A 17,602-nucleotide genomic window follows, 5' to 3' on the forward strand; every position below is an offset into this window, starting at 1 on the left:
ATGAAGTAGGGAAAGAACACCCTACGTTCACCTGCCTATCTATTTGTACGCCGTTAAGCAGTCGCCTTCGCTTTTCTATGTCTAGCTCTGGCTCCTAGAAGCTGCCGTCATAAGCAATGAACACTTCAAACGCGAAAGACCACGCGTTTTACGGTTCCTTGCTTATGCGTCCGCTTCTGAACAGTCGCCTTCGCTTTTCTCAATAAAAAGCATAGGGCCGACCCCCTGGGTGAGGGAGCCGGACCCTATGGAGTCATTAATGTTTATTAGTTAAATAAGTGTTTAGTACTGTTCACCGCTGCAGACTTTTTTCGTTTCAATTTCTGCTGGTACGGAATTATTCTCGGCACTAAAACCATTTGCCTCTAAAAGTTCTTTAACAGTTCCATCTTCTTTTAATTTTGCTAACTGTTCATTATATGCCTTGCGTAGCTCATCACTATCTACATGAAAAGCTGCTGCGCCATAGCTTGGAATACCTTTAATGTCTGGTTGTTCAAAGTCTTTTACAAACATAAGGTTATCAGAATTAGAAGATTTTAACGCCATTTTAAGCGTCATTTCAGTTCCAGTTGTTGCGTCTGCACGGCCAGACGATACAGCAGAAAATGTTGCTGGTATATCTGGTGCGCTTTGAATTTGATCTTCACTAACGCCCTCTGAAACAACATATTCATTCTCTGTTGCACCTTGCATGATTGAAACTGTAGCACCAGTTTCTGCGATGTCTGCATAGCTATGCAGATCTAGTGGATTTCCTTTTTGTACGACTAATCCTTCCCCATACATCATACTAGGTTGAGCAAAGTCCACATTCTCACAGCGATCTGGATTAATTGCCATACCAGCAGTAATTACGTCGAATTTCCCAGCGTTTAAACCAGGAATAAGCTGACTAAATTCTGCTAGCTTTCCTTCAACCGTGTCAATACCCATTTCTTTGAAGACAGCCTCTGCGATATCTACCGCTGCACCTTTTAACTCACCGTCTTCTTGATAGGCATATGGTTCTTCATTAGCAAAACCAACAGTTACTGTACCTTTTTCTTTCAATTGATCTAATAAACTTCCGTCACCTTCTCCGCCTGAACCACTAGATTCTTCGGAACCACATGCTGCTAACAGCAATAATGTGATAAAAAGAACGGATACTCCTATTAATTTTTTCATGTAATTATAGACCTCCCCTTTGGTTTAAAAAGCATTGAATTACAGTGTATAATCAATGCTACGTTTCGTACTATGTGTCATGACTATTAAACTAGGTTAAACAACCTAATTTTTTGCGAAAAAATATGTTTAAACAGACGCTCTTTAATATTATCGATTAATGATTTGTTTCTCAAACTCTATATATTTAGATAATTTTAAATAAACCAGCAAATCTTCTCTTTAATACTATTAAGCTATTCTATTCCGTAAATTACTTTTGATAAGTATCATATACTTGTATATACTCAATATTTGCATATATAGGTATATTTTGCTAAATGGTTTCATAAATATAGTAGATAATAGACAAATAGAGCGGAAACAAGGTAACATAACAACAAATCATATTGGTGGAGGGGATTATAGTGGATATTATAATCATTGGTGCAGGTGCGCTTGGAGCATACTTTGGGGCAAGGTTTCATGAAGTGGGAGAAAATGTTACCTTTTTAGTTCGAGAAGGGCGGGCGAAGCAATTAAGAGAGGAAGGAATTCATATTACAAGCCCTAAGGGGAATTATGAGATTTCTAACCCAACTATCGTTACAGATGTATCTGAAATTAGTCATGCTGATGTCGTTCTATTAAGTGTAAAGGGGTATCACATACAAGGAACGATGGAAACATTAAAAAAGCTTACAGAAAACGGGGCGTACGTGTTACCGATCTTAAACGGAATCGAGCATATTAGTATGTTGCAGGATCATCTTGGTAAAGATTTTGTTCTTGGAGGACTCTCGTTTATCATTTCCACTTTGGACGAAGATGGACATGTGATTCATTCAAGTGACTTTGATGACTTTATTTTTGGTCCACTACAACCGACGCAAACAACCATCTGTCAGCAATTAGAAGATGTGTTCAAACAAACGAAGGCTGATGGTCACAATAATGAAGCTATCTTGACCGAGCTATGGAAAAAATATATGTTTATTAATGCTTTTTCAGGTGTTACGACGGCTACCAATCTATCCATTGGTCCAATCCGTGATGAAAAAGAAACATTTCGTATTGCAGAAATGATTCTTCATGAAATGAAACTACTTGCAAGTTCGTATAATGTGGAAATTGCCGAAAGTGAAGTAGAAGCCGCAAAAACGAAATTACTTGGATTACCATACGATACTACTTCGTCCATGCATCAAGATCTGCGAAAGGGGCTAACGCTTGAGGTCGATCATCTTCATGGTGGAGCAATCAGGCTTGCGAAGGCAGCGGACATAGAAGTTCCATATACAGAGGCAATATATGGCTTAATCAAGCCGTTTGAAAAAGCTTAAGGAGTTACGTTTTTATGTATAAAATTAGAGAAGCAAGAGATGAGGATTATTCGTTCATTTTACAGCTAATTCAAGGGGAAAATAACATGCAATTAGGGGTGAATGATAGTATACTAGATAAGAACTTTTTCCTAGATTCACTTCAAAGTACCGTTGCAAAATGGTTTCTCGTTGAACAGTCAGGTGTAGTGAAGGCGTTTATGTACTTCACGGTAGAGCGATCACGCCAAATTGTACAAATTAAACGATTTGTTATTGAAGCTGATTATACAAAAAAAGGATTAAATGAACATCTGTATAAAAAGATTGAGCAGTTCTCAGAAAGACAGCAAATGCACGTTATGCAGATTAAAATTGCCGATAATAGAGATGATGTTATAGACTTTTTTGAGAGAAAAGGTTGGGTTAAAGAGAGTTCTTTCTATACTAAATATCTGAACTAGGGTGAATAGAACATATGACTGGATATATCATTCTTGGGATAGGAATTATCTTATTTGTATTACTGTTATCGATGATCACAATCAACAAAGGCTATGCCTATAAGCATACGATAGATGAATTACCAGAAGTTAGCACGAATAGCGAAGTGAGAAATGATAGGGAAGAGATAAACTAACCGAGGAAGAAGGTAGCTTCCTTCCTCCGCTAGTATCTTCTCACAAAAATAACGCTCAACTTGAGCGTTATTTTTGTTGTTTATATAAATTTTTTACTGCTGTTGTTACCCGAAACTCTTTACGCACAAAATACATGTCCATTATTCCTTCTTTTCATTGTTTACATTTGGTCGTAAGCCCTTTTGTAGTTGATTAATACTTAATCCAAAATCTATCTGTAGATGTGGATAGTCTTTAAAATTCATCCAGTCCCCACCCCACTCAAATCCAAGGTTTTTGGCGATTTCTGCAACTTCAAACCAATCCTTTTTGCCATTATTATTGCCATCATACGAAATATCCCAAATGATTGTTCCATTTTTGTTCCTGAGTGCATAGTCAATTGCTAACCCATAATTATGGTAGGATTCTCCGCCTTCAGCGTGTGTAACGATGTTTCCGCTACTTGATCGTCCTTGCGAATATAATTGATTTTGCTCCTTAATCGAGCGCCATTTTTCCGTAATAACAACATCAATACCGATTTGAGACGATTTTTTTATAAGCTTTTCCATCTTTTCCTCAACTACTGGATGCAGTTTCCCAGGTAGCTTTGCATCATTTCCCAAGTCAACATAATCGTCATTTTGCTTGTTATATAGAAAGATAATTACCCCAAAGAATAGAACTACGATAATCCAAGTAATTATATCTTTATTTATTTTTTTCAATCGAAATTCCCCTTAATTCAATGTGTAACTGTATCATATCAAAATTGAGATTGGCATAACAATTTAGAGATTGGTCGACCTTAGAAAACCTCGTCCGCCTTCTCTTTAATAGCGAATGGTGAAGCTAAGGTCAACTATAATTTATTTTTTCTGAGTTTAGAACGAAATATTTGTTCACTAGAAAAATGCCGATAATGAATTTCCTTAACTTAAGGTGAAAAATCAAATTTTCTACTAAAAAATTGATGTAACCAGAACGACTTGATGCTACGATAATAAATAGAAAGATAGAAAGGGGGAAGCATATGCTTTATCTGTTGAGTGTTTTAATGGGATATTTATTTGGATGTCTTCATGGTTCACAAATAGTTGGTAAATATAAGAAGGTAGATATTAAGAAATCAGGGGTTAAAAATTCAGGTGCTTCCAATACTACCATCCTATTAGGGTGGAAAGCTGGTATTATTGTAGCGTTAATTGATATCTTTAAGGCTACTTTTTCGGTATTATTATTGTTATATATTTTAAAGGAAAATGCTATAACTGGAGATATGAAGTTTTTACTTATTTACATTAATGTATTTTTCATTGTTATCGGGCACAACTATCCGATTACAATGAACTTTCGGGGTGGCAAAGGTACTGCATCAATGGTAGGAGCAATATTAGCTATTGATTGGAAGATCGCCATTATTTGCATTGGTGCGCTGATTGCCTTTACCTTAGTAACGGATTATTTAGTGGTTGGTGTATTGCTTATGTATCTTTCATTTGTTGTTACAACGTTCTATTTTATCTGGACGATTCCAGCATTCATTGCATTTGTTCTATTCGTTTTAAGTTTGATTATGCATATCGATAATTACAAGCGCATTTTTAGCAAAACGGAAACAAAGCTATCTAGTCTATTTAGCAAAAAAACAGTTTAATCGGAGGTACATATGGTAGATATTCTTATTTGGGTTGTTATTGCCGCATTATTTGTCTTAAGTTTTGTCGGGATTATTTATCCGATCATCCCGTCACCACTCGTTATTTGGGTTGGGTATTTGTTATACCACTTTGTCATCAATTCAAATGAACTAGGTTGGATATTCTGGACTAGCATGGTAATTTTAACTGCGATTCTTATTGTTTCAGATATTATCGCAAACAGTTACTTTGTAAAAAAATTCGGTGGAAGTAAATGGGGCGAACGTGCTGCAGGGGTGGCCGTAATTATTGGATCGTTCATTATTCCTCCGTTTGGGATATTGATTTTACCTTTTGTGACTGTACTCGTTGTGGAGATGGTTCAAAAGCGTACAATAAAGGAAGCTTTCCGTGCTTCAATTGGGTCCCTTATTGGATTTCTTAGTGGTGCGGTGGCGAAGGTTGTCATTCAAGCTATTATGATTGCTTGGTTCCTAATTGTTGTTATTTTTTAATAGATGAAAGGATTTTGGACGATGAAAAAACCATCACGCGTTTTGACAATTGCTGGATCTGCTGCCGGTGGGAGCGCTGGAATTCAGGCAGACCTAAAAACCTTCCAAGAATTAGATTGTGTATGGAATGAGTGTGATAACCGCGATTGTTGCAAGGCATCCGGAAACACAGAAAAATGTTCACCCTCAGTCAATCGAAGCAATTGAAGCTCAATATGCAACAGCAGTTGAACAGGTCGGTCTTGATGCACTAAAAACAGGGATGCTTTTTTCAAAAGAAGTTATTGAAAAAACAGCGGAAATTATTGCTGAGTCAGGCTTTAAGAATATCGTAGTGGATCCAGTTATGGTTGGGAAACTAGATTCAAAGTTGCTAGAGGATGATGCGATAGACGCAATGCGAGAGCATTTATTACCGCTAGCTACAATAATCACACCAAATATGCCTGAAGCTTCCGTTTTATTAGGTGGTCGTAAATTGGAATCAGTGGCAGATTTAAAAATGGCTGCCAGGGAATTGCATGATTTAGGCCCTAAATATGTATTATTAAAAGGTGGTCGTCTGAATGGGCCGGCAACAGATGTGCTGTATGATGGAACAGACTTTACCACATATGAAGTGCCGCGTATTAATACGGTACATACGAGTGGAGCAGGATGTACGTATTCTGCAGCAATTACCGCTGAACTAGCAAAAGGGAACACCGTACACGAAGCGGTCGAAATTGCTAAAAGCTTTGTGACAACTGCGATAGCATATGGATTTTCCTATACGGAGTTGGTTGGCCCAACGTATCATGCAGCCCAACGAATCCATGGAGAGGCACACGCCGTAAAAGTTGAGAGGAGCATGTAAGTATGAAGAAAGCGCTTATCAACATCGATTATACGTACGATTTTGTAGCGGAAGATGGGGCTTTAACGTGTGGAAAAGCTGGGCAATCTATTGAAGGTGAAATTGTTAGATTAACGGAAGAGTTTATCCATAACGGAGATTATACCGTTTTTGCGATAGATGCACATGATGAATTAGATACGCATCATCCAGAGACTAACCTTTTTCCCCCACATAATATTAAAGGAACATCAGGTAGAGAACTATACGGAAAACTTTCTACTGTATATGAGGTAAATCAGGAAAAAGATCACGTGTATTTTTTTGACAAGACAAGATATAGTGCGTTCGCTGGAACTGATTTAGAAATGAAGCTTCGTGAACGAGGAATTGAAGAACTTCATTTAATTGGCGTTTGTACCGACATATGTGTGCTGCACACGGCGGTTGACGCTTACAACAAGGGATTTCAAATTGTTGTTCATAAAGATGCCGTCGCAAGCTTCAATGAAGTTGGCCATGAATGGGCACTTGGACATTTTGTTTCATCGTTAGGAGCAACGGTTATATAACGTCAGCTAAATACACAGCAATGTGGAAAAACCGCGCAACAGTATGAGCGAATCGTGCGTCAATAAATAATATCGCGCAATAGCAATCAAGGTTCGCGCAATACGAATTCTGTTGCGCGATTACCTGTGACCAATGCGCGATTTTCCAAATTTGTGCGCGATTATCATGGTCTACCGCGCGATATTTCTATACTGTTTCCTCCAAAGCCTCCTCAGCAAAATCCAATCCGAATGATTCCGAGGATAACTCATCAGCTTTTGGTATACTACGCAACCTGGGATGAAGAACCCATACTAGCGAAACAAAACCAACTCCAAGTCCAGTTTTTATCGAATGGGAGAATGGATGATAACGACCTAAAGCATGTTTTTTGCTCCGCCTCCAGACCGATATCAGGCAAGTGGATTTTTGATCAAGTTCTAGTAAAATAATAGTACATAGAGATAATGTAAAGGGGATAGAAATGATTTTTACAACGAATTGTTTTGCGGATTATATCGTTCGGCAGGCAACAAATGAAGATTCTGTAAACATAGTAAAAATATTGACTGAAGCCGCAATCTGGCTTCGTGAAAAAGGGGTAAATCAGTGGAGCTATTTGCGAGAGGGGAATGAAAATAAAGAAATCGAAGCAGCAATTACAATGGGAAACACGTTTATTGTTGAAGATCGAAACGGTAACTTACTAGCCACTTTTAACCTTGCTTCAGAGCAAAATGATTGGGACAAGGAATTATGGGGAGATAATAGTAACGAATTCCTTTATTTACATCGCCTAGCTGTGGCTCGTGACCAGCATAATAAAGGGATTGGAACAAAACTAATGAATTGGATGACGGAGAGTACACCGGCCATCATTCGTTTAGATTGTGTCGCGCATAATCAAGTGTTGAATACATTTTATCAAGATGTGGGTTTCAACTATGTAGGTTCACACGATATGGGTGGCGAATTATTTTCCAAATATGAAAGAAGCTAGATATAGCCTCGGCTTGACTTTATATGCACATAGCTATATATTTAAAAATACAATAGACGAAACGTTGACGAGGATTAGTATAATTTGATCGTTTTTTAAGAGAGGGAATGGTTGGTGCGAATTCCCAAAACCCAGATTAGAACCTGCCTCAAGAGTTCGCCATCAGAAAAGCAGTAATGCTGTAAGATGTGCGCGGTATTATACCGTTATCAAGCTAAGTGTGCAGGGTGTTGTCCTGTGAACAAGGGTGGTACCACCAAACCTCGGTCCCTTATGCGGATGGAGGATTTTTTGTGTTTAAAATTATTATAGGAGGGTTTTTAATGGGTAAAAAGAATAAGCAATTTGTGGAAAAAATTACAGCAATGGAAGACGATTTTGCCAAGTGGTATACCGATGTCGTAAAGCAAGCGGATCTTGTAGATTATGGACAAGTTCGTGGAACGATGATTATTAAGCCATACGGTTTTGCCATATGGGAAAACATCCGTAATGAGCTAGACAAAATGATTAAAGATACAGGACATTCCAATGTAGCATTCCCGCTATTTATTCCAGAAAGTCTTTTGCAAAAAGAAGCGGACCATGTTGAGGGATTTGCTCCAGAAGTAGCTTGGGTAACACACGGTGGTGATGAGGAATTAACAGAGCGAATTGCTGTCCGACCAACATCTGAGGCGTTATTCTGTGATTACTATTCTAAAAATATTCATTCATACCGCGATTTGCCAATGCTCTATAATCAGTGGGGAAATGTTGTTCGTTGGGAAAAAACTACACGTCCATTCTTGCGGTCATCTGAATTCCATTGGCAAGAGGGGCATACAGCACATGCGACAGATGAAGATGCTACTATCGAAACGGAAAAAATGCTTGGTGTATATGCAGATTTAGTTGAGCATTACTTAGCAATTCCAGTTCTAAAGGGACGTAAAACAAACAAAGAAAAATTTGCAGGTGCAAATTATACATTGACGATCGAAAGTCTAATGCATGATGGACGAGCATTGCAATCCGGTACATCGCATCACTTTGGTTCAGGTTTTGCGGAGGCTTTTGATATTACCTATTTAGATGAAAATGGTGAAAGCCAGTTTGTTCATCAAACATCGTGGGGACTTTCTACCCGTATTATGGGTGGGTTAATTATGGTACATGGAGATAACCGAGGGCTAGTTGTGCCACCACGCATAGCCCCTACACAAGCAATGATTGTACCTGTTGCACAGCACAAGGAAGGTGTTTTAGATAAAGCATATGACCTTCGCGATCAGCTAAAGAACGTAATCCGTGTTGGAATCGATGCGAGTGATAAGTCACCAGGCTGGAAGTTTAACGAGTATGAGATGAAAGGTATCCCAGTTCGTATTGAAATCGGACCAAAGGATATTGAGAAAGAACAAGCTGTACTCGTACGTCGTGATACAGGTGAAAAGGAATTTGTTGCTTTAAATGAACTAGAAGAGCGAGTTGTAGCTCTGTTAGAGGAAATTCAGCAAAATCTATATGATAAAGCACTGGCTCACCGCAATGAAAAAACAAACGTTGCCAAGACATTTGATGAATTCAAACAAACGCTTGATGAAAAAATGGGATTCATTAAAGCAATGTGGTGTGGTGACCAAGCTTGTGAAGAGAAAATTAAAGAAGAAACTTCCGCGACTTCACGCTGTATCCCGTTTGAACAAGAAAAAGTATCCGATACATGCGTATGCTGCGGGAAAGAAGCAAAAGAATTAGTTTATTGGGCAAAAGCCTACTAAGCAAGATTGTTATTGCAGAGAAAGCTGGATGGCCAAATCGTATCCTGTTTGGTCGCAGAACCAATGCGGTTCTTGTCACTAACATGCTTCCCAATTAGTTTGGTGGACTTCAGTTACGTTATTTATGAAAAAGGTTCAAATCATTAGGGTTAGGGACATAGGTACCGCTATTTGTAAAAATGCAATGATCTAATGGCATTTTCCTACAAATAGCGGATTCTGTGTCCGTTTATTATTTTGTCTACTGCTCAAAGCATACTTTGAGCAGTATTATTTTTTAGTGTTAGTTTTTCAACGCCTTTTCAATATCGTCCTTTATACTTTCCGGTTTTGTCTGCGGCGCGAATCGATCAATAACTTCTCCTTTTTTGTTAATCAGGAATTTGGTAAAATTCCACTTTATTTGATCGGTAAGCATTCCAGGTGCTTCATTCGTAAGAAACGTAAATAGGGGATGGGCATGATCACCCTTTACATCAACTTTACTAAACATTTGAAATGTAACACCATAGTTACGTTGGCAAAAATCCGAAATCTCTTGATCTGATCCTGGATCTTGGTTACGAAATTGATTACAAGGGAACCCAAGTATCTCAAACCCCTGTTCTTTATATTCATCATACAGTTCTTGCAGCCCTTCAAATTGTGGCGTAAATCCACACTCACTCGCGGTATTAACAATTAAAACGACTTTACCTTCATATTCTTGTAATGATTTTTCTTTACCCATCAGCGTTTCTGCAGAATAATCATAAATGGTCATCTAAATCGACCTCCTTGTCAAAAATATAGCAATAGCAAAACGCCAAGTCAAAACGTCTGATTATTTACATAAAAAATACTAAACTATCAATCACCTTGCATATACTAAATAATCAAACTTTATAAAAACTTGTAGAATTAATAAAATCAAGGTAAAATACATATTAAAACGTTGTCATTATATGAAAACGTGTTCATTTTTGTCTAAATACATAATAGTCTAAATGCTGTATGTTTTAGATGAAAAAAATTATATAGAGGGGGCATTACCTTGAAGAAAAAAAGTCTATTATTAGTAGTACTTGTTCTTGCTATCGGCATGATCCTAAGCGCATGTGGAGACAGCGGTAACGGTGGCGGAAGCAGTGACGGTGGTGGAGAACCAGTAACGAATCTGACTATGGGAACTGGAAGTGTTGGCGGTGTTTATTATCCACTTGGTGGAGAAATGGCAAACCTTTGGTCGGATAACATTGATGTAGAAGGATTTGACGTTAGTTCTGTTGAATCAGGTGCATCTGTTGAGAACATTGCTAAGATCCAATCGGGCGATTTCCAACTAGGTATCGCACAGAATACAACAATGATTAACGCTGTAAATCAAACTGGTGAATTTGAAGGGAAAACAATTGATAACGTTGGAGTTATTGGTTCTCTTTATCCAGAAGCGTTACAAGTAGTTACGCTAGAATCAACTGGTATTGAATCTATTGCAGATTTAAAGGGTAAAAAAGTTGCAATTGGACCTCCAGGTGGAGCGACTCGTGAAGCAGCTGAATTGGTTTTAGCAGCTTACGGAATTGAAGAAGGTGACTTTGAAGCATACGAAGAAGGATTTGGCGATGCAAAAAGTAAACTTCAAAATGGTACAATTGATGCATCTTTCGCTGTAGTTGGTGTTCCATCATCAACCACAGATGAATTAGCAGCAGCGACTGGTGAAGTTAAATTCCTTGATATTGAAGGAGATGCATTAAAAGAAGTAACTGAAAACAGCCAATACGAAGCATATACGGTTGAGCCTGGCACATACGAATGGCAAAAAGAGCCAGTACAAACAGTAACTGCAATGGCATTGTTACTTGCTTCAACTGAACAAGTAAGTGAAGATCTTGCTTATAAGTTAACAAAAACGTTATATGAAAAATCTGGTGATATGACAATCGCTCAGGCGAAGCTAATTACAAAAGACAGCGCCTTAACTGGTGTTGGCGATTTACCTCTTCACCCTGGTGCTGAAAAGTACTTTAAAGAAGTAGGTATTATTGAATAATTGAACTGAAAGAACCGGACATATGCGTCCGGTTCTTTCTCCTCAATATTGTAAGGGGAATGGAGGTATAAGCATTGGCTATACAAGATACACAACAAATTGATAAAGATGAATTAATGGCAAAATACGATAAAGAAAGCGCTTTTCGAACCAACTTAGGGCCATGGGGCTGGGTAACACTAATTCTTGGTGGAGCATTGACGATTTTTCAGCTGTGGACTGCATTTTTTGGAGCAAAGGTTTCTTTAATACAGGGTGCAATCCATTTAGGGGCCGGATTAAGTTTAGTTTACCTGTTATATCCTATAAAATCCTCGATGACTAAACGTAGAGGAATTCCTTGGTATGATGCTTTATTAGCATTAGCTTCTTTATATACAAATTTCTATATTATTAACAATTATGATCGTTTAATAAACGATGCAATTATTTTTGGATTCACCTATATGGATCAGATTGTTGCAACAGCTGGGATTATATTACTTTTAGAAGCAACAAGACGAGTTGTAGGATTGCCTATTGTTATCATCGCTATTGTAGCTCTCCTTTACGGATTACTCGGTCAGTATATTCCTGTTGTCGGACATGCTGGATATGATTGGCCATCACTTGCTACGGAAATGTTCTTTAGCTCTAGCTCCATCTTTGGTATTCCAATTCAGATTTCATCCACATATATTTATCTGTTTTTATTCTTTGGAGTAATTTTAGTAAAAACGAACATTGGGCAGTTCTTTAACGATCTTGCACTACGCTTAACTGGTAAATATACTGGCGGTACTGCAAAAGCAGCTGTTGCGGCTAGTGGACTTCAGGGTATGGTAAGTGGTAGTTCAGTGGCAAATACAGTTGGATCAGGTTCATTTACTATCCCAATGATGAAAAATGCTGGTTTTAAGCCGCATTTTGCAGCTGCTACAGAAGCGTCAGCATCGACTGGTGGTCAAATAATGCCTCCAATCATGGGTGCTGCTGCATTTATTATGGCTTCTTATACAGGGGTTCCATATAATGAAATCATTGTGATTGCTATCATTCCAGCGGTTTTATATTTCTCTGGCGTATTTTTAGGTACGCACTTTGAAGCACGTAAACAAGGTATCTTAGGGTTAGCTAAAGATCAGCTTCCTAAAGTAAAAAACCTGGTAAAGCGGCTAGACTTATTTCTTCCGCTTGTCATTATTATCGGTTTTCTATTAGCTGGTTTCACACCTACCTATGCAGCTCTGTTTGCGATAGGAACAGCATTTGTAATAAGCTTTTTCCGCAAAGATACACGATTATCCTTTAAGGGAATTATTAAGCTACTAGAAGAGGGTGCAAGAACTGCTTTACCAGTAATTGCAGCCTGTGCTACTGCAGGTATTATCGCTGGTACAGTTACAACAACTGGTCTTGGACCAAAAATTGCCGGTGGAATTATTGACCTAGCACAAGGACAGTTTTTCTTGGTAATGTTCTTTACGATGATTGCATGTATCATTTTAGGAATGGGTTTACCAACAACCGCAAACTATGTAGTTACAGCTACAATGGCAGCACCAGCATTATTGGCGTTTGATGTCCCAGTAATTGCTGTGCATATGTTTGTGTTCTACTTTGGAATCGTAGCAGATATTACCCCACCAGTTTGTTTAGCGGCATATGCTGGAGCGGGAATAGCAGGTGCGAATCCGATGAAGGCTGGTGTAACGGCGGTTAAACTAGCCATCGCAGCGTTTATTATTCCGTATATGTTTGTTTCGCAGCCGATACTACTTCTGCAAGGCGATGCGAACGTGATGAACGTTTCGATAGCAGTGATTACTGCGTTACTCGGTATGGCGAGTATTAGTTCCGGGATGATAGGATATTTCGTTAGCTCTGTGAATTGGTTAGAAAGAATATTTCTATTTATAGGTGGATTGTTGCTAGTTTATCCAGATTTAAAGTTCTCTCTTGTAGGACTTGTAATCTTTGGGATTATTGCTACCATCCAATTTATGAAAAATAAATCCGATAAAACTGGACAACAATCATCCGTATCATAAAAAAGATCAGCGCAATGGCGCTGATCTTTTATTTACCGATAGGAAAGTATAAGTTTAAGGATTTCAGTATACGTACAAATCAAATGAAAATCAAAGGTACCTAGTATTATTAACGAAAAATACTAGGTACCTATATATATTTTTATACAGTCTGTTTCTTTTCTTCTTCGATTTTATTTAGTCGTTCTTGAACTTCTTCGTCAGTTAATCCATGCTCTTGAACATAGAGGTTACGAGGACTTGTACGGCACTCGTGTGAGCATCCACGTAAATATTTATGTTCATTTTCCTCCGAGCAAATAATTTGTCTATTGCATGGTGGATGTGCGCAATTTACATATCGTTCACACGGTTGGTCATCAAAATAATCGACTCCAACAACAACATGTTCTTTACGATTAATCGGTACGGAAATTCGTTCATCAAAAACATAGCATTGACCATCCCATAAGTCACCTTGTACGTCAGGGTCTTTACCGTAAGTCACAATACCGCCATGTAATTGAGCTACGTCTTCGAATCCTTCTTTTACCAACCATCCTGAAAATTTTTCACAACGAATTCCGCCTGTACAGTAGGTTAGAATCTTTTTACCTTCGATTAAATGTCGGTTATTCTTTACCCATTCAGGAAGGTCTCGGAAAGTTTCGATGTCTGGTCGAATCGCACCACGAAAATGTCCTAAATCAAATTCATAATCATTACGGGCATCTAATACAACAGTATTCTCGTCCTGCATTGCCTCGAAGAATTCTTTTGGTTCCAAATGTTTACCTGTGGTTTTCTTCGGGTTTATGTCATCTTCAAGACGAAGTGTAACAAGTTCTGTACGTGGACGTACATGCATTTTTTTAAACGCATGACCATCATGTTCGTCTACTTTAAAAGCCATATCAGCAAAGCGTTCATCATTTCGCATTGCGTCCATATACCTTTGCGTGTTTTCTACAGTTCCAGATACTGTTCCATTAATTCCTTCTTGAGCTACTAGGATTCGTCCCTTTAATTCGAGCTCCTTACAAAATTTCAAATGATCCTTCGCAAATTGTTCAGGATCATCTATGTGTACGTAATTATAGTACAACAAAACCTGATATTCCTTAGTAGTTGACATTGTTTTACCACCTATCATTTATATTTGCAAGATACAAATGTTTGGCGTTGACTTATTCATTTTTACTCTTGCAAGGAATTATTTTATCAGTGTTACATACTTTTTTCAACTTGAAAAAGTGGCGATCCTTTGTTTACAAGTGTTTTGACACCTTTATACCGTTGGCATTTTAAGCGCTTTATTTTCTGCCTTAAAAATTATTGATTTACTTGCATTATTTTTTGGATGGGGGTAAACTTAAAAGTGCAAAAGGAAATTGGAGTTTGAATAATACTTTACGATCTCTTTGTCAAAGTGGGTGTAAAAGTATTTATGATTCAATTACTTTGCACGATATTTGTATAAGGAGGTCATTTCAATGACTGGTAAAGTAAAATGGTTTAACGCAGAAAAAGGTTTCGGTTTTATCGAACGCGAAGACGGAGACGATGTTTTCGTACACTTCTCAGCAATCCAAGCTGAAGGTTTCAAAACGCTTGAAGAAGGTCAAGACGTTGAATTTGAAATCGTTGAAGGTAACCGCGGACCTCAAGCAGCTAACGTAACTCGCTTATAATTCATAATAAATGAAAGGTTTATCTCATTTGAGATAAACCTTTTTTTGTCAGTAAGAAAGTATTAATAAGCCAAGTTTTCTAATCTATTGGCAAATGCACTGCTTCATATCCCCCTCTAATTGTCATATAATGAAGGTAGAAAGAAGGAGGCTTTTCATGTCATCATTTAACTGGAATAAAGAAGCGGAGTCACAGTGGGATAGTAGAGCTCAGTTTTGGAATGAGCGTAGTGTAAATATGTGGGACAACGGTAGCAGAAAGGATATTATTCCATTTGTTGAAAAATATATGAATCCTGGCTCGACCGTTTACGATATTGGTTGTGGGGATGGATATGGCTCATTTAAGTTACTTAAGGCTGGCTATGAAGTAGTTGGTATGGATCTTTCAAGTGAAATGATTGCCCGTGCTAAAGAACGGGTACCAAATGAGGAAATTTCTTTTGTTCAAGGGGATGTGACCAATCTACCTTTTAGCGATAATAGTTGTGATGGTATCATGACGATTAACGTATTAGAATGGACCGAGGTACCAGCAACTGCGTTGAAGCAATTACGTCGGGTGCTAAAAAAGGATGGTTTACTTTGTGTTGGTATATTGGGGCCAACAGCTAAACCGAGAACGCATAGCTATCCACGCGTATATGGTGAAAAGGCAATTGCAAACACCATGATGCCATGGGAATTCCAGAAGCTAGCAGAGGAAAACAATTTTACATACCTTGATGGTTTTGGTGTTTACCGTGATGCTGTAAAAATACAACATCACAAAGGGCTACCAATGGAATTAAAACAAGCACTAACGTTCATGTGGGTATTTATGCTGCGAAAGGTTGAGGAATAATGGATCAACGTGAAATGGAAAAAAGGGTAGTAGAAAGCTACCAAAACGATGAAAAAATGATGATATTAATTTATGCACAGTGGTGCATTAATCATGACATTGACCCGAAAGAATTATACGGGAAAGCCTATCCTAATCAGATGAAGAACAATGCTTTACAGGAGGCGCTTGATTTAACGGTACCAAAAAAAGAGTCAGAAGAAATTCCTGACTCAACTGTTATAAACGTTTTGCAGTTATTTGGTAATGACGATTTGGCGTTTATTGTACAAGACCAAATCGATAACCGCAAGCAATGATTATCATTCAAATAGCTTAATCAATGCTTGTGTGCCGCTATCATTTTCACCTTGCTCGGCTAGTTTTGTATATAATTCTAATGAGAGCTCGAGCCCAGGTGTCATCATGTCCATTTCTTTCGCTGATTCAAGTGCGATACGCATGTCTTTGATAAAATGCTTAACATAAAAACCGGGGGCATAATCACCTTTAATCATTCGAGGAGCAAGATTACTAAGTGAAAAGCTACTTGCCGCACCTTTTGTAATACTGTCTAATACGCGTTCCGGATCTAATCCGGCTTTTTTAGCGTAAACAATTGTCTCACAGACTCCAATCATCGTTGAGGCTATTGTGATTTGGTTACTAAGCTTTGTATGCTGACCCGCTCCGGCCTCACCTTGATGGATAATATTACTGCCCATTACTTCGAAAATCGGTTTCATCGTTTGAAACGCCTTAACGTCCCCACCGACCATTATCGAAAGTGTACCATTTTGTGCGCCAGTGTCTCCGCCAGAAACTGGTGCATCTAAGGCAAATAAATTTTGTTTTCTTGCCTCGTGCCATATTTTTTCTGCCAAGGAAGGTTTCGATGTAGTCATATCGACTATATATGTATGCTTCCTCGCATTCTTTAGAATTCCTTGTTCGCCAAAATATACTTCCTCCACATCAGCTGGATAGCCAACAATAGTAATGACTACATCTACCTCTGATGCGAGTTCTGCCACGTTATTTTTCCAAACAGCTCCTTGTTCAAGTAAGGACTGCGCCTTTTCTTTTGTTCTGGTGTATACATGAAGAGTATATCCAGCATCCATTAGATGTTTTGCCATACTTTTCCCCATAACACCTAATCCAATAAAACCAATTGTTTTGTTTGTGTTCATCATCGTTTTAGCCTCCTAAATTAATTAATTCGCCATGAGTAACGATATTCCTTTTTTAGCTATTAAGGACGAGGCGAATGCCGAGTTTTTCTAAAAAAAGTATTGCAAACACCCTTATCCTATGGTAGCCTGTAAACACAATATATTGTTTTGAACTAAAAATTACATACTATATATAGTTTTATCCTACAAGTGTTGGTGGCCGAAGCGTTTGGCCTTAATAGGGAATCTGGTGAGAAACCAGAACTGTCCCCGCAACTGTAAATGTGGACGAACGAGTTAATAACCACTGTATTATTTGCTTAGCGGCATAGATACGGGAAGGTTCTCAAGTAGATGAACACATAAGTCAGGAGACCTGCCAAAGCTTGTGAAATTTCCATTCTTCGGGGCCAAAGAATATGAAATGATAGGGAAAATATCCTTCTGTCATTTTAACCGCTCATGGCCTC

General features: G+C 38.2%; 19 protein-coding genes, 1 riboswitch and 1 other annotated feature. Of the genes, 14 read left to right on the forward strand and 5 right to left on the reverse strand.

What is annotated here, in order from left to right:
* Positions 1 to 282: 282 nt before the first annotated feature.
* Complete coding sequence (gene ehuB, locus ACY9Z2_RS15520) at positions 283 to 1,170, reverse strand: ectoine/hydroxyectoine ABC transporter substrate-binding protein EhuB (protein ID WP_463610572.1); 888 nt, start codon at positions 1,168 to 1,170, stop codon at positions 283 to 285.
* A gap of 407 nt (positions 1,171 to 1,577) precedes the next feature.
* On the opposite strand from ehuB, the gene ACY9Z2_RS15525 reads away from it, so the two are divergent.
* The 3 genes from ACY9Z2_RS15525 to ytzI are packed head-to-tail and all read left to right on the forward strand — an operon-like array spanning position 1,578 to position 3,111.
* The gene (locus ACY9Z2_RS15525; RefSeq protein ID WP_463610573.1) at positions 1,578 to 2,492 is read left to right on the forward strand and encodes a ketopantoate reductase family protein; all 915 of its coding nucleotides are present in this window, start codon (positions 1,578 to 1,580) and stop codon (positions 2,490 to 2,492) included.
* Between the two features lie 14 nt (positions 2,493 to 2,506).
* On the forward strand, positions 2,507 to 2,935 hold the full coding sequence (locus ACY9Z2_RS15530) for a GNAT family N-acetyltransferase (protein ID WP_463610574.1): 429 nt from the start codon (positions 2,507 to 2,509) through the stop codon (positions 2,933 to 2,935).
* A gap of 14 nt (positions 2,936 to 2,949) precedes the next feature.
* Positions 2,950 to 3,111, forward strand: coding sequence for a YtzI protein (ytzI, locus tag ACY9Z2_RS15535; protein ID WP_463610575.1), 162 nt, complete (start codon positions 2,950 to 2,952; stop codon positions 3,109 to 3,111).
* A gap of 141 nt (positions 3,112 to 3,252) precedes the next feature.
* Here ytzI and ACY9Z2_RS15540 read toward each other — a convergent pair whose 3' ends face one another.
* Positions 3,253 to 3,822, reverse strand: coding sequence for a M15 family metallopeptidase (locus tag ACY9Z2_RS15540; protein WP_463610576.1), 570 nt, complete (start codon positions 3,820 to 3,822; stop codon positions 3,253 to 3,255).
* A gap of 305 nt (positions 3,823 to 4,127) precedes the next feature.
* On the opposite strand from ACY9Z2_RS15540, the gene ACY9Z2_RS15545 reads away from it, so the two are divergent.
* The 6 genes from ACY9Z2_RS15545 to proS all read left to right on the forward strand — a co-directional run bounded on the left by ACY9Z2_RS15545 (position 4,128) and on the right by proS (position 9,399).
* A complete protein-coding gene (locus ACY9Z2_RS15545; RefSeq protein ID WP_463610577.1) occupies positions 4,128 to 4,751 on the forward strand; it encodes a glycerol-3-phosphate acyltransferase in 624 nt (207 codons plus the stop codon).
* Positions 4,752 to 4,763: 12 nt separating this feature from the next.
* Positions 4,764 to 5,249, forward strand: a complete 486-nt coding sequence (locus ACY9Z2_RS15550) for a DUF456 domain-containing protein (protein ID WP_463610578.1) — start codon at positions 4,764 to 4,766, stop codon at positions 5,247 to 5,249.
* A gap of 127 nt (positions 5,250 to 5,376) precedes the next feature.
* Positions 5,377 to 6,105 (forward strand): bifunctional hydroxymethylpyrimidine kinase/phosphomethylpyrimidine kinase, encoded by a 729-nt coding sequence (thiD, locus tag ACY9Z2_RS15555; RefSeq protein ID WP_463610579.1) that lies wholly within the window; start codon positions 5,377 to 5,379, stop codon positions 6,103 to 6,105.
* Positions 6,106 to 6,107: 2 nt separating this feature from the next.
* Entirely contained in the window at positions 6,108 to 6,656 is a 549-nt protein-coding gene (locus ACY9Z2_RS15560) for a cysteine hydrolase family protein (protein ID WP_463610580.1), read from the forward strand.
* 464 nt (positions 6,657 to 7,120) lie between these two features.
* Positions 7,121 to 7,636, forward strand: a complete 516-nt coding sequence (locus ACY9Z2_RS15565; RefSeq protein WP_463610581.1) for a GNAT family N-acetyltransferase — start codon at positions 7,121 to 7,123, stop codon at positions 7,634 to 7,636.
* Between the two features lie 55 nt (positions 7,637 to 7,691).
* Positions 7,692 to 7,911 (forward strand) — a binding site (T-box leader).
* 48 nt (positions 7,912 to 7,959) lie between these two features.
* Positions 7,960 to 9,399, forward strand: coding sequence for a proline--tRNA ligase (gene proS / locus ACY9Z2_RS15570; protein ID WP_463610582.1), 1,440 nt, complete (start codon positions 7,960 to 7,962; stop codon positions 9,397 to 9,399).
* A gap of 283 nt (positions 9,400 to 9,682) precedes the next feature.
* Here proS and ACY9Z2_RS15575 read toward each other — a convergent pair whose 3' ends face one another.
* Positions 9,683 to 10,162 (reverse strand): glutathione peroxidase, encoded by a 480-nt coding sequence (locus ACY9Z2_RS15575; RefSeq protein ID WP_463610583.1) that lies wholly within the window; start codon positions 10,160 to 10,162, stop codon positions 9,683 to 9,685.
* A gap of 270 nt (positions 10,163 to 10,432) precedes the next feature.
* Here ACY9Z2_RS15575 and ACY9Z2_RS15580 point away from each other — a divergent pair, with 270 nt between their 5' ends.
* Positions 10,433 to 11,434, forward strand: coding sequence for a TAXI family TRAP transporter solute-binding subunit (locus tag ACY9Z2_RS15580; RefSeq protein ID WP_463610584.1), 1,002 nt, complete (start codon positions 10,433 to 10,435; stop codon positions 11,432 to 11,434).
* A gap of 116 nt (positions 11,435 to 11,550) precedes the next feature.
* On the forward strand, positions 11,551 to 13,464 hold the full coding sequence (locus tag ACY9Z2_RS15585) for a TRAP transporter permease (RefSeq protein WP_463610663.1): 1,914 nt from the start codon (positions 11,551 to 11,553) through the stop codon (positions 13,462 to 13,464).
* 142 nt (positions 13,465 to 13,606) lie between these two features.
* On the opposite strand, the gene trhO is transcribed toward ACY9Z2_RS15585, so the two are convergent.
* Entirely contained in the window at positions 13,607 to 14,578 is a 972-nt protein-coding gene (trhO, locus tag ACY9Z2_RS15590) for an oxygen-dependent tRNA uridine(34) hydroxylase TrhO (protein WP_463610585.1), read from the reverse strand.
* Positions 14,579 to 14,936: 358 nt separating this feature from the next.
* On the opposite strand from trhO, the gene ACY9Z2_RS15595 reads away from it, so the two are divergent.
* From ACY9Z2_RS15595 to yxiS, 3 genes are all read left to right on the forward strand, one after another.
* Positions 14,937 to 15,134: a cold shock domain-containing protein gene (locus ACY9Z2_RS15595; RefSeq protein ID WP_021288643.1), complete on the forward strand. Its 198-nt coding sequence runs from the start codon at positions 14,937 to 14,939 to the stop codon at positions 15,132 to 15,134.
* 157 nt (positions 15,135 to 15,291) lie between these two features.
* Complete coding sequence (locus tag ACY9Z2_RS15600) at positions 15,292 to 15,978, forward strand: class I SAM-dependent methyltransferase (protein ID WP_463610586.1); 687 nt, start codon at positions 15,292 to 15,294, stop codon at positions 15,976 to 15,978.
* Positions 15,978 to 16,277, forward strand: coding sequence for a protein YxiS (gene yxiS, locus ACY9Z2_RS15605; RefSeq protein ID WP_463610587.1), 300 nt, complete (start codon positions 15,978 to 15,980; stop codon positions 16,275 to 16,277). Before ACY9Z2_RS15600 ends, yxiS begins: the two co-directional genes overlap by 1 nt.
* Before the next feature lie 3 nt (positions 16,278 to 16,280).
* On the opposite strand, the gene ACY9Z2_RS15610 is transcribed toward yxiS, so the two are convergent.
* Positions 16,281 to 17,153 carry an NAD(P)-dependent oxidoreductase gene (locus ACY9Z2_RS15610; RefSeq protein WP_463610588.1) on the reverse strand — a complete coding sequence of 291 codons (873 nt, stop codon included), beginning with the start codon at positions 17,151 to 17,153 and terminating at the stop codon, positions 16,281 to 16,283.
* A 176-nt stretch (positions 17,154 to 17,329) separates the two neighbouring features.
* Positions 17,330 to 17,530, forward strand: a riboswitch (cobalamin riboswitch).
* Positions 17,531 to 17,602 lie beyond the last annotated feature (72 nt).

It is taken from the genome of Virgibacillus sp. GM2-2, from assembly GCF_055329585.1.

Bases quoted from the DNA above. Each gene is read 5' to 3' on its own strand.
- proS (WP_463610582.1), top strand. From the start codon at position 7,960: ATGGGTAAAAAGAATAAGCAATTTGTGGAAAAAATTACAGCAATGGAA.
- ACY9Z2_RS15565 (WP_463610581.1), top strand. From the start codon at position 7,121: ATGATTTTTACAACGAATTGTTTTGCGGATTATATCGTTCGGCAGGCA.
- ACY9Z2_RS15595 (WP_021288643.1), top strand. From the start codon at position 14,937: ATGACTGGTAAAGTAAAATGGTTTAACGCAGAAAAAGGTTTCGGTTTT.
- ACY9Z2_RS15585 (WP_463610663.1), top strand. From the start codon at position 11,551: ATGGCAAAATACGATAAAGAAAGCGCTTTTCGAACCAACTTAGGGCCA.
- ACY9Z2_RS15600 (WP_463610586.1), top strand. From the start codon at position 15,292: ATGTCATCATTTAACTGGAATAAAGAAGCGGAGTCACAGTGGGATAGT.
- ACY9Z2_RS15560 (WP_463610580.1), top strand. From the start codon at position 6,108: ATGAAGAAAGCGCTTATCAACATCGATTATACGTACGATTTTGTAGCG.
- thiD (WP_463610579.1), top strand. From the start codon at position 5,377: ATGAGTGTGATAACCGCGATTGTTGCAAGGCATCCGGAAACACAGAAA.
- ACY9Z2_RS15545 (WP_463610577.1), top strand. From the start codon at position 4,128: ATGCTTTATCTGTTGAGTGTTTTAATGGGATATTTATTTGGATGTCTT.
- ACY9Z2_RS15575 (WP_463610583.1), bottom strand. From the start codon at position 10,162: ATGACCATTTATGATTATTCTGCAGAAACGCTGATGGGTAAAGAAAAA.
- ytzI (WP_463610575.1), top strand. From the start codon at position 2,950: ATGACTGGATATATCATTCTTGGGATAGGAATTATCTTATTTGTATTA.
- yxiS (WP_463610587.1), top strand. From the start codon at position 15,978: ATGGATCAACGTGAAATGGAAAAAAGGGTAGTAGAAAGCTACCAAAAC.
- ACY9Z2_RS15530 (WP_463610574.1), top strand. From the start codon at position 2,507: ATGTATAAAATTAGAGAAGCAAGAGATGAGGATTATTCGTTCATTTTA.
- ehuB (WP_463610572.1), bottom strand. From the start codon at position 1,170: ATGAAAAAATTAATAGGAGTATCCGTTCTTTTTATCACATTATTGCTG.
- trhO (WP_463610585.1), bottom strand. From the start codon at position 14,578: ATGTCAACTACTAAGGAATATCAGGTTTTGTTGTACTATAATTACGTA.
- ACY9Z2_RS15550 (WP_463610578.1), top strand. From the start codon at position 4,764: ATGGTAGATATTCTTATTTGGGTTGTTATTGCCGCATTATTTGTCTTA.
- ACY9Z2_RS15610 (WP_463610588.1), bottom strand. From the start codon at position 17,153: ATGATGAACACAAACAAAACAATTGGTTTTATTGGATTAGGTGTTATG.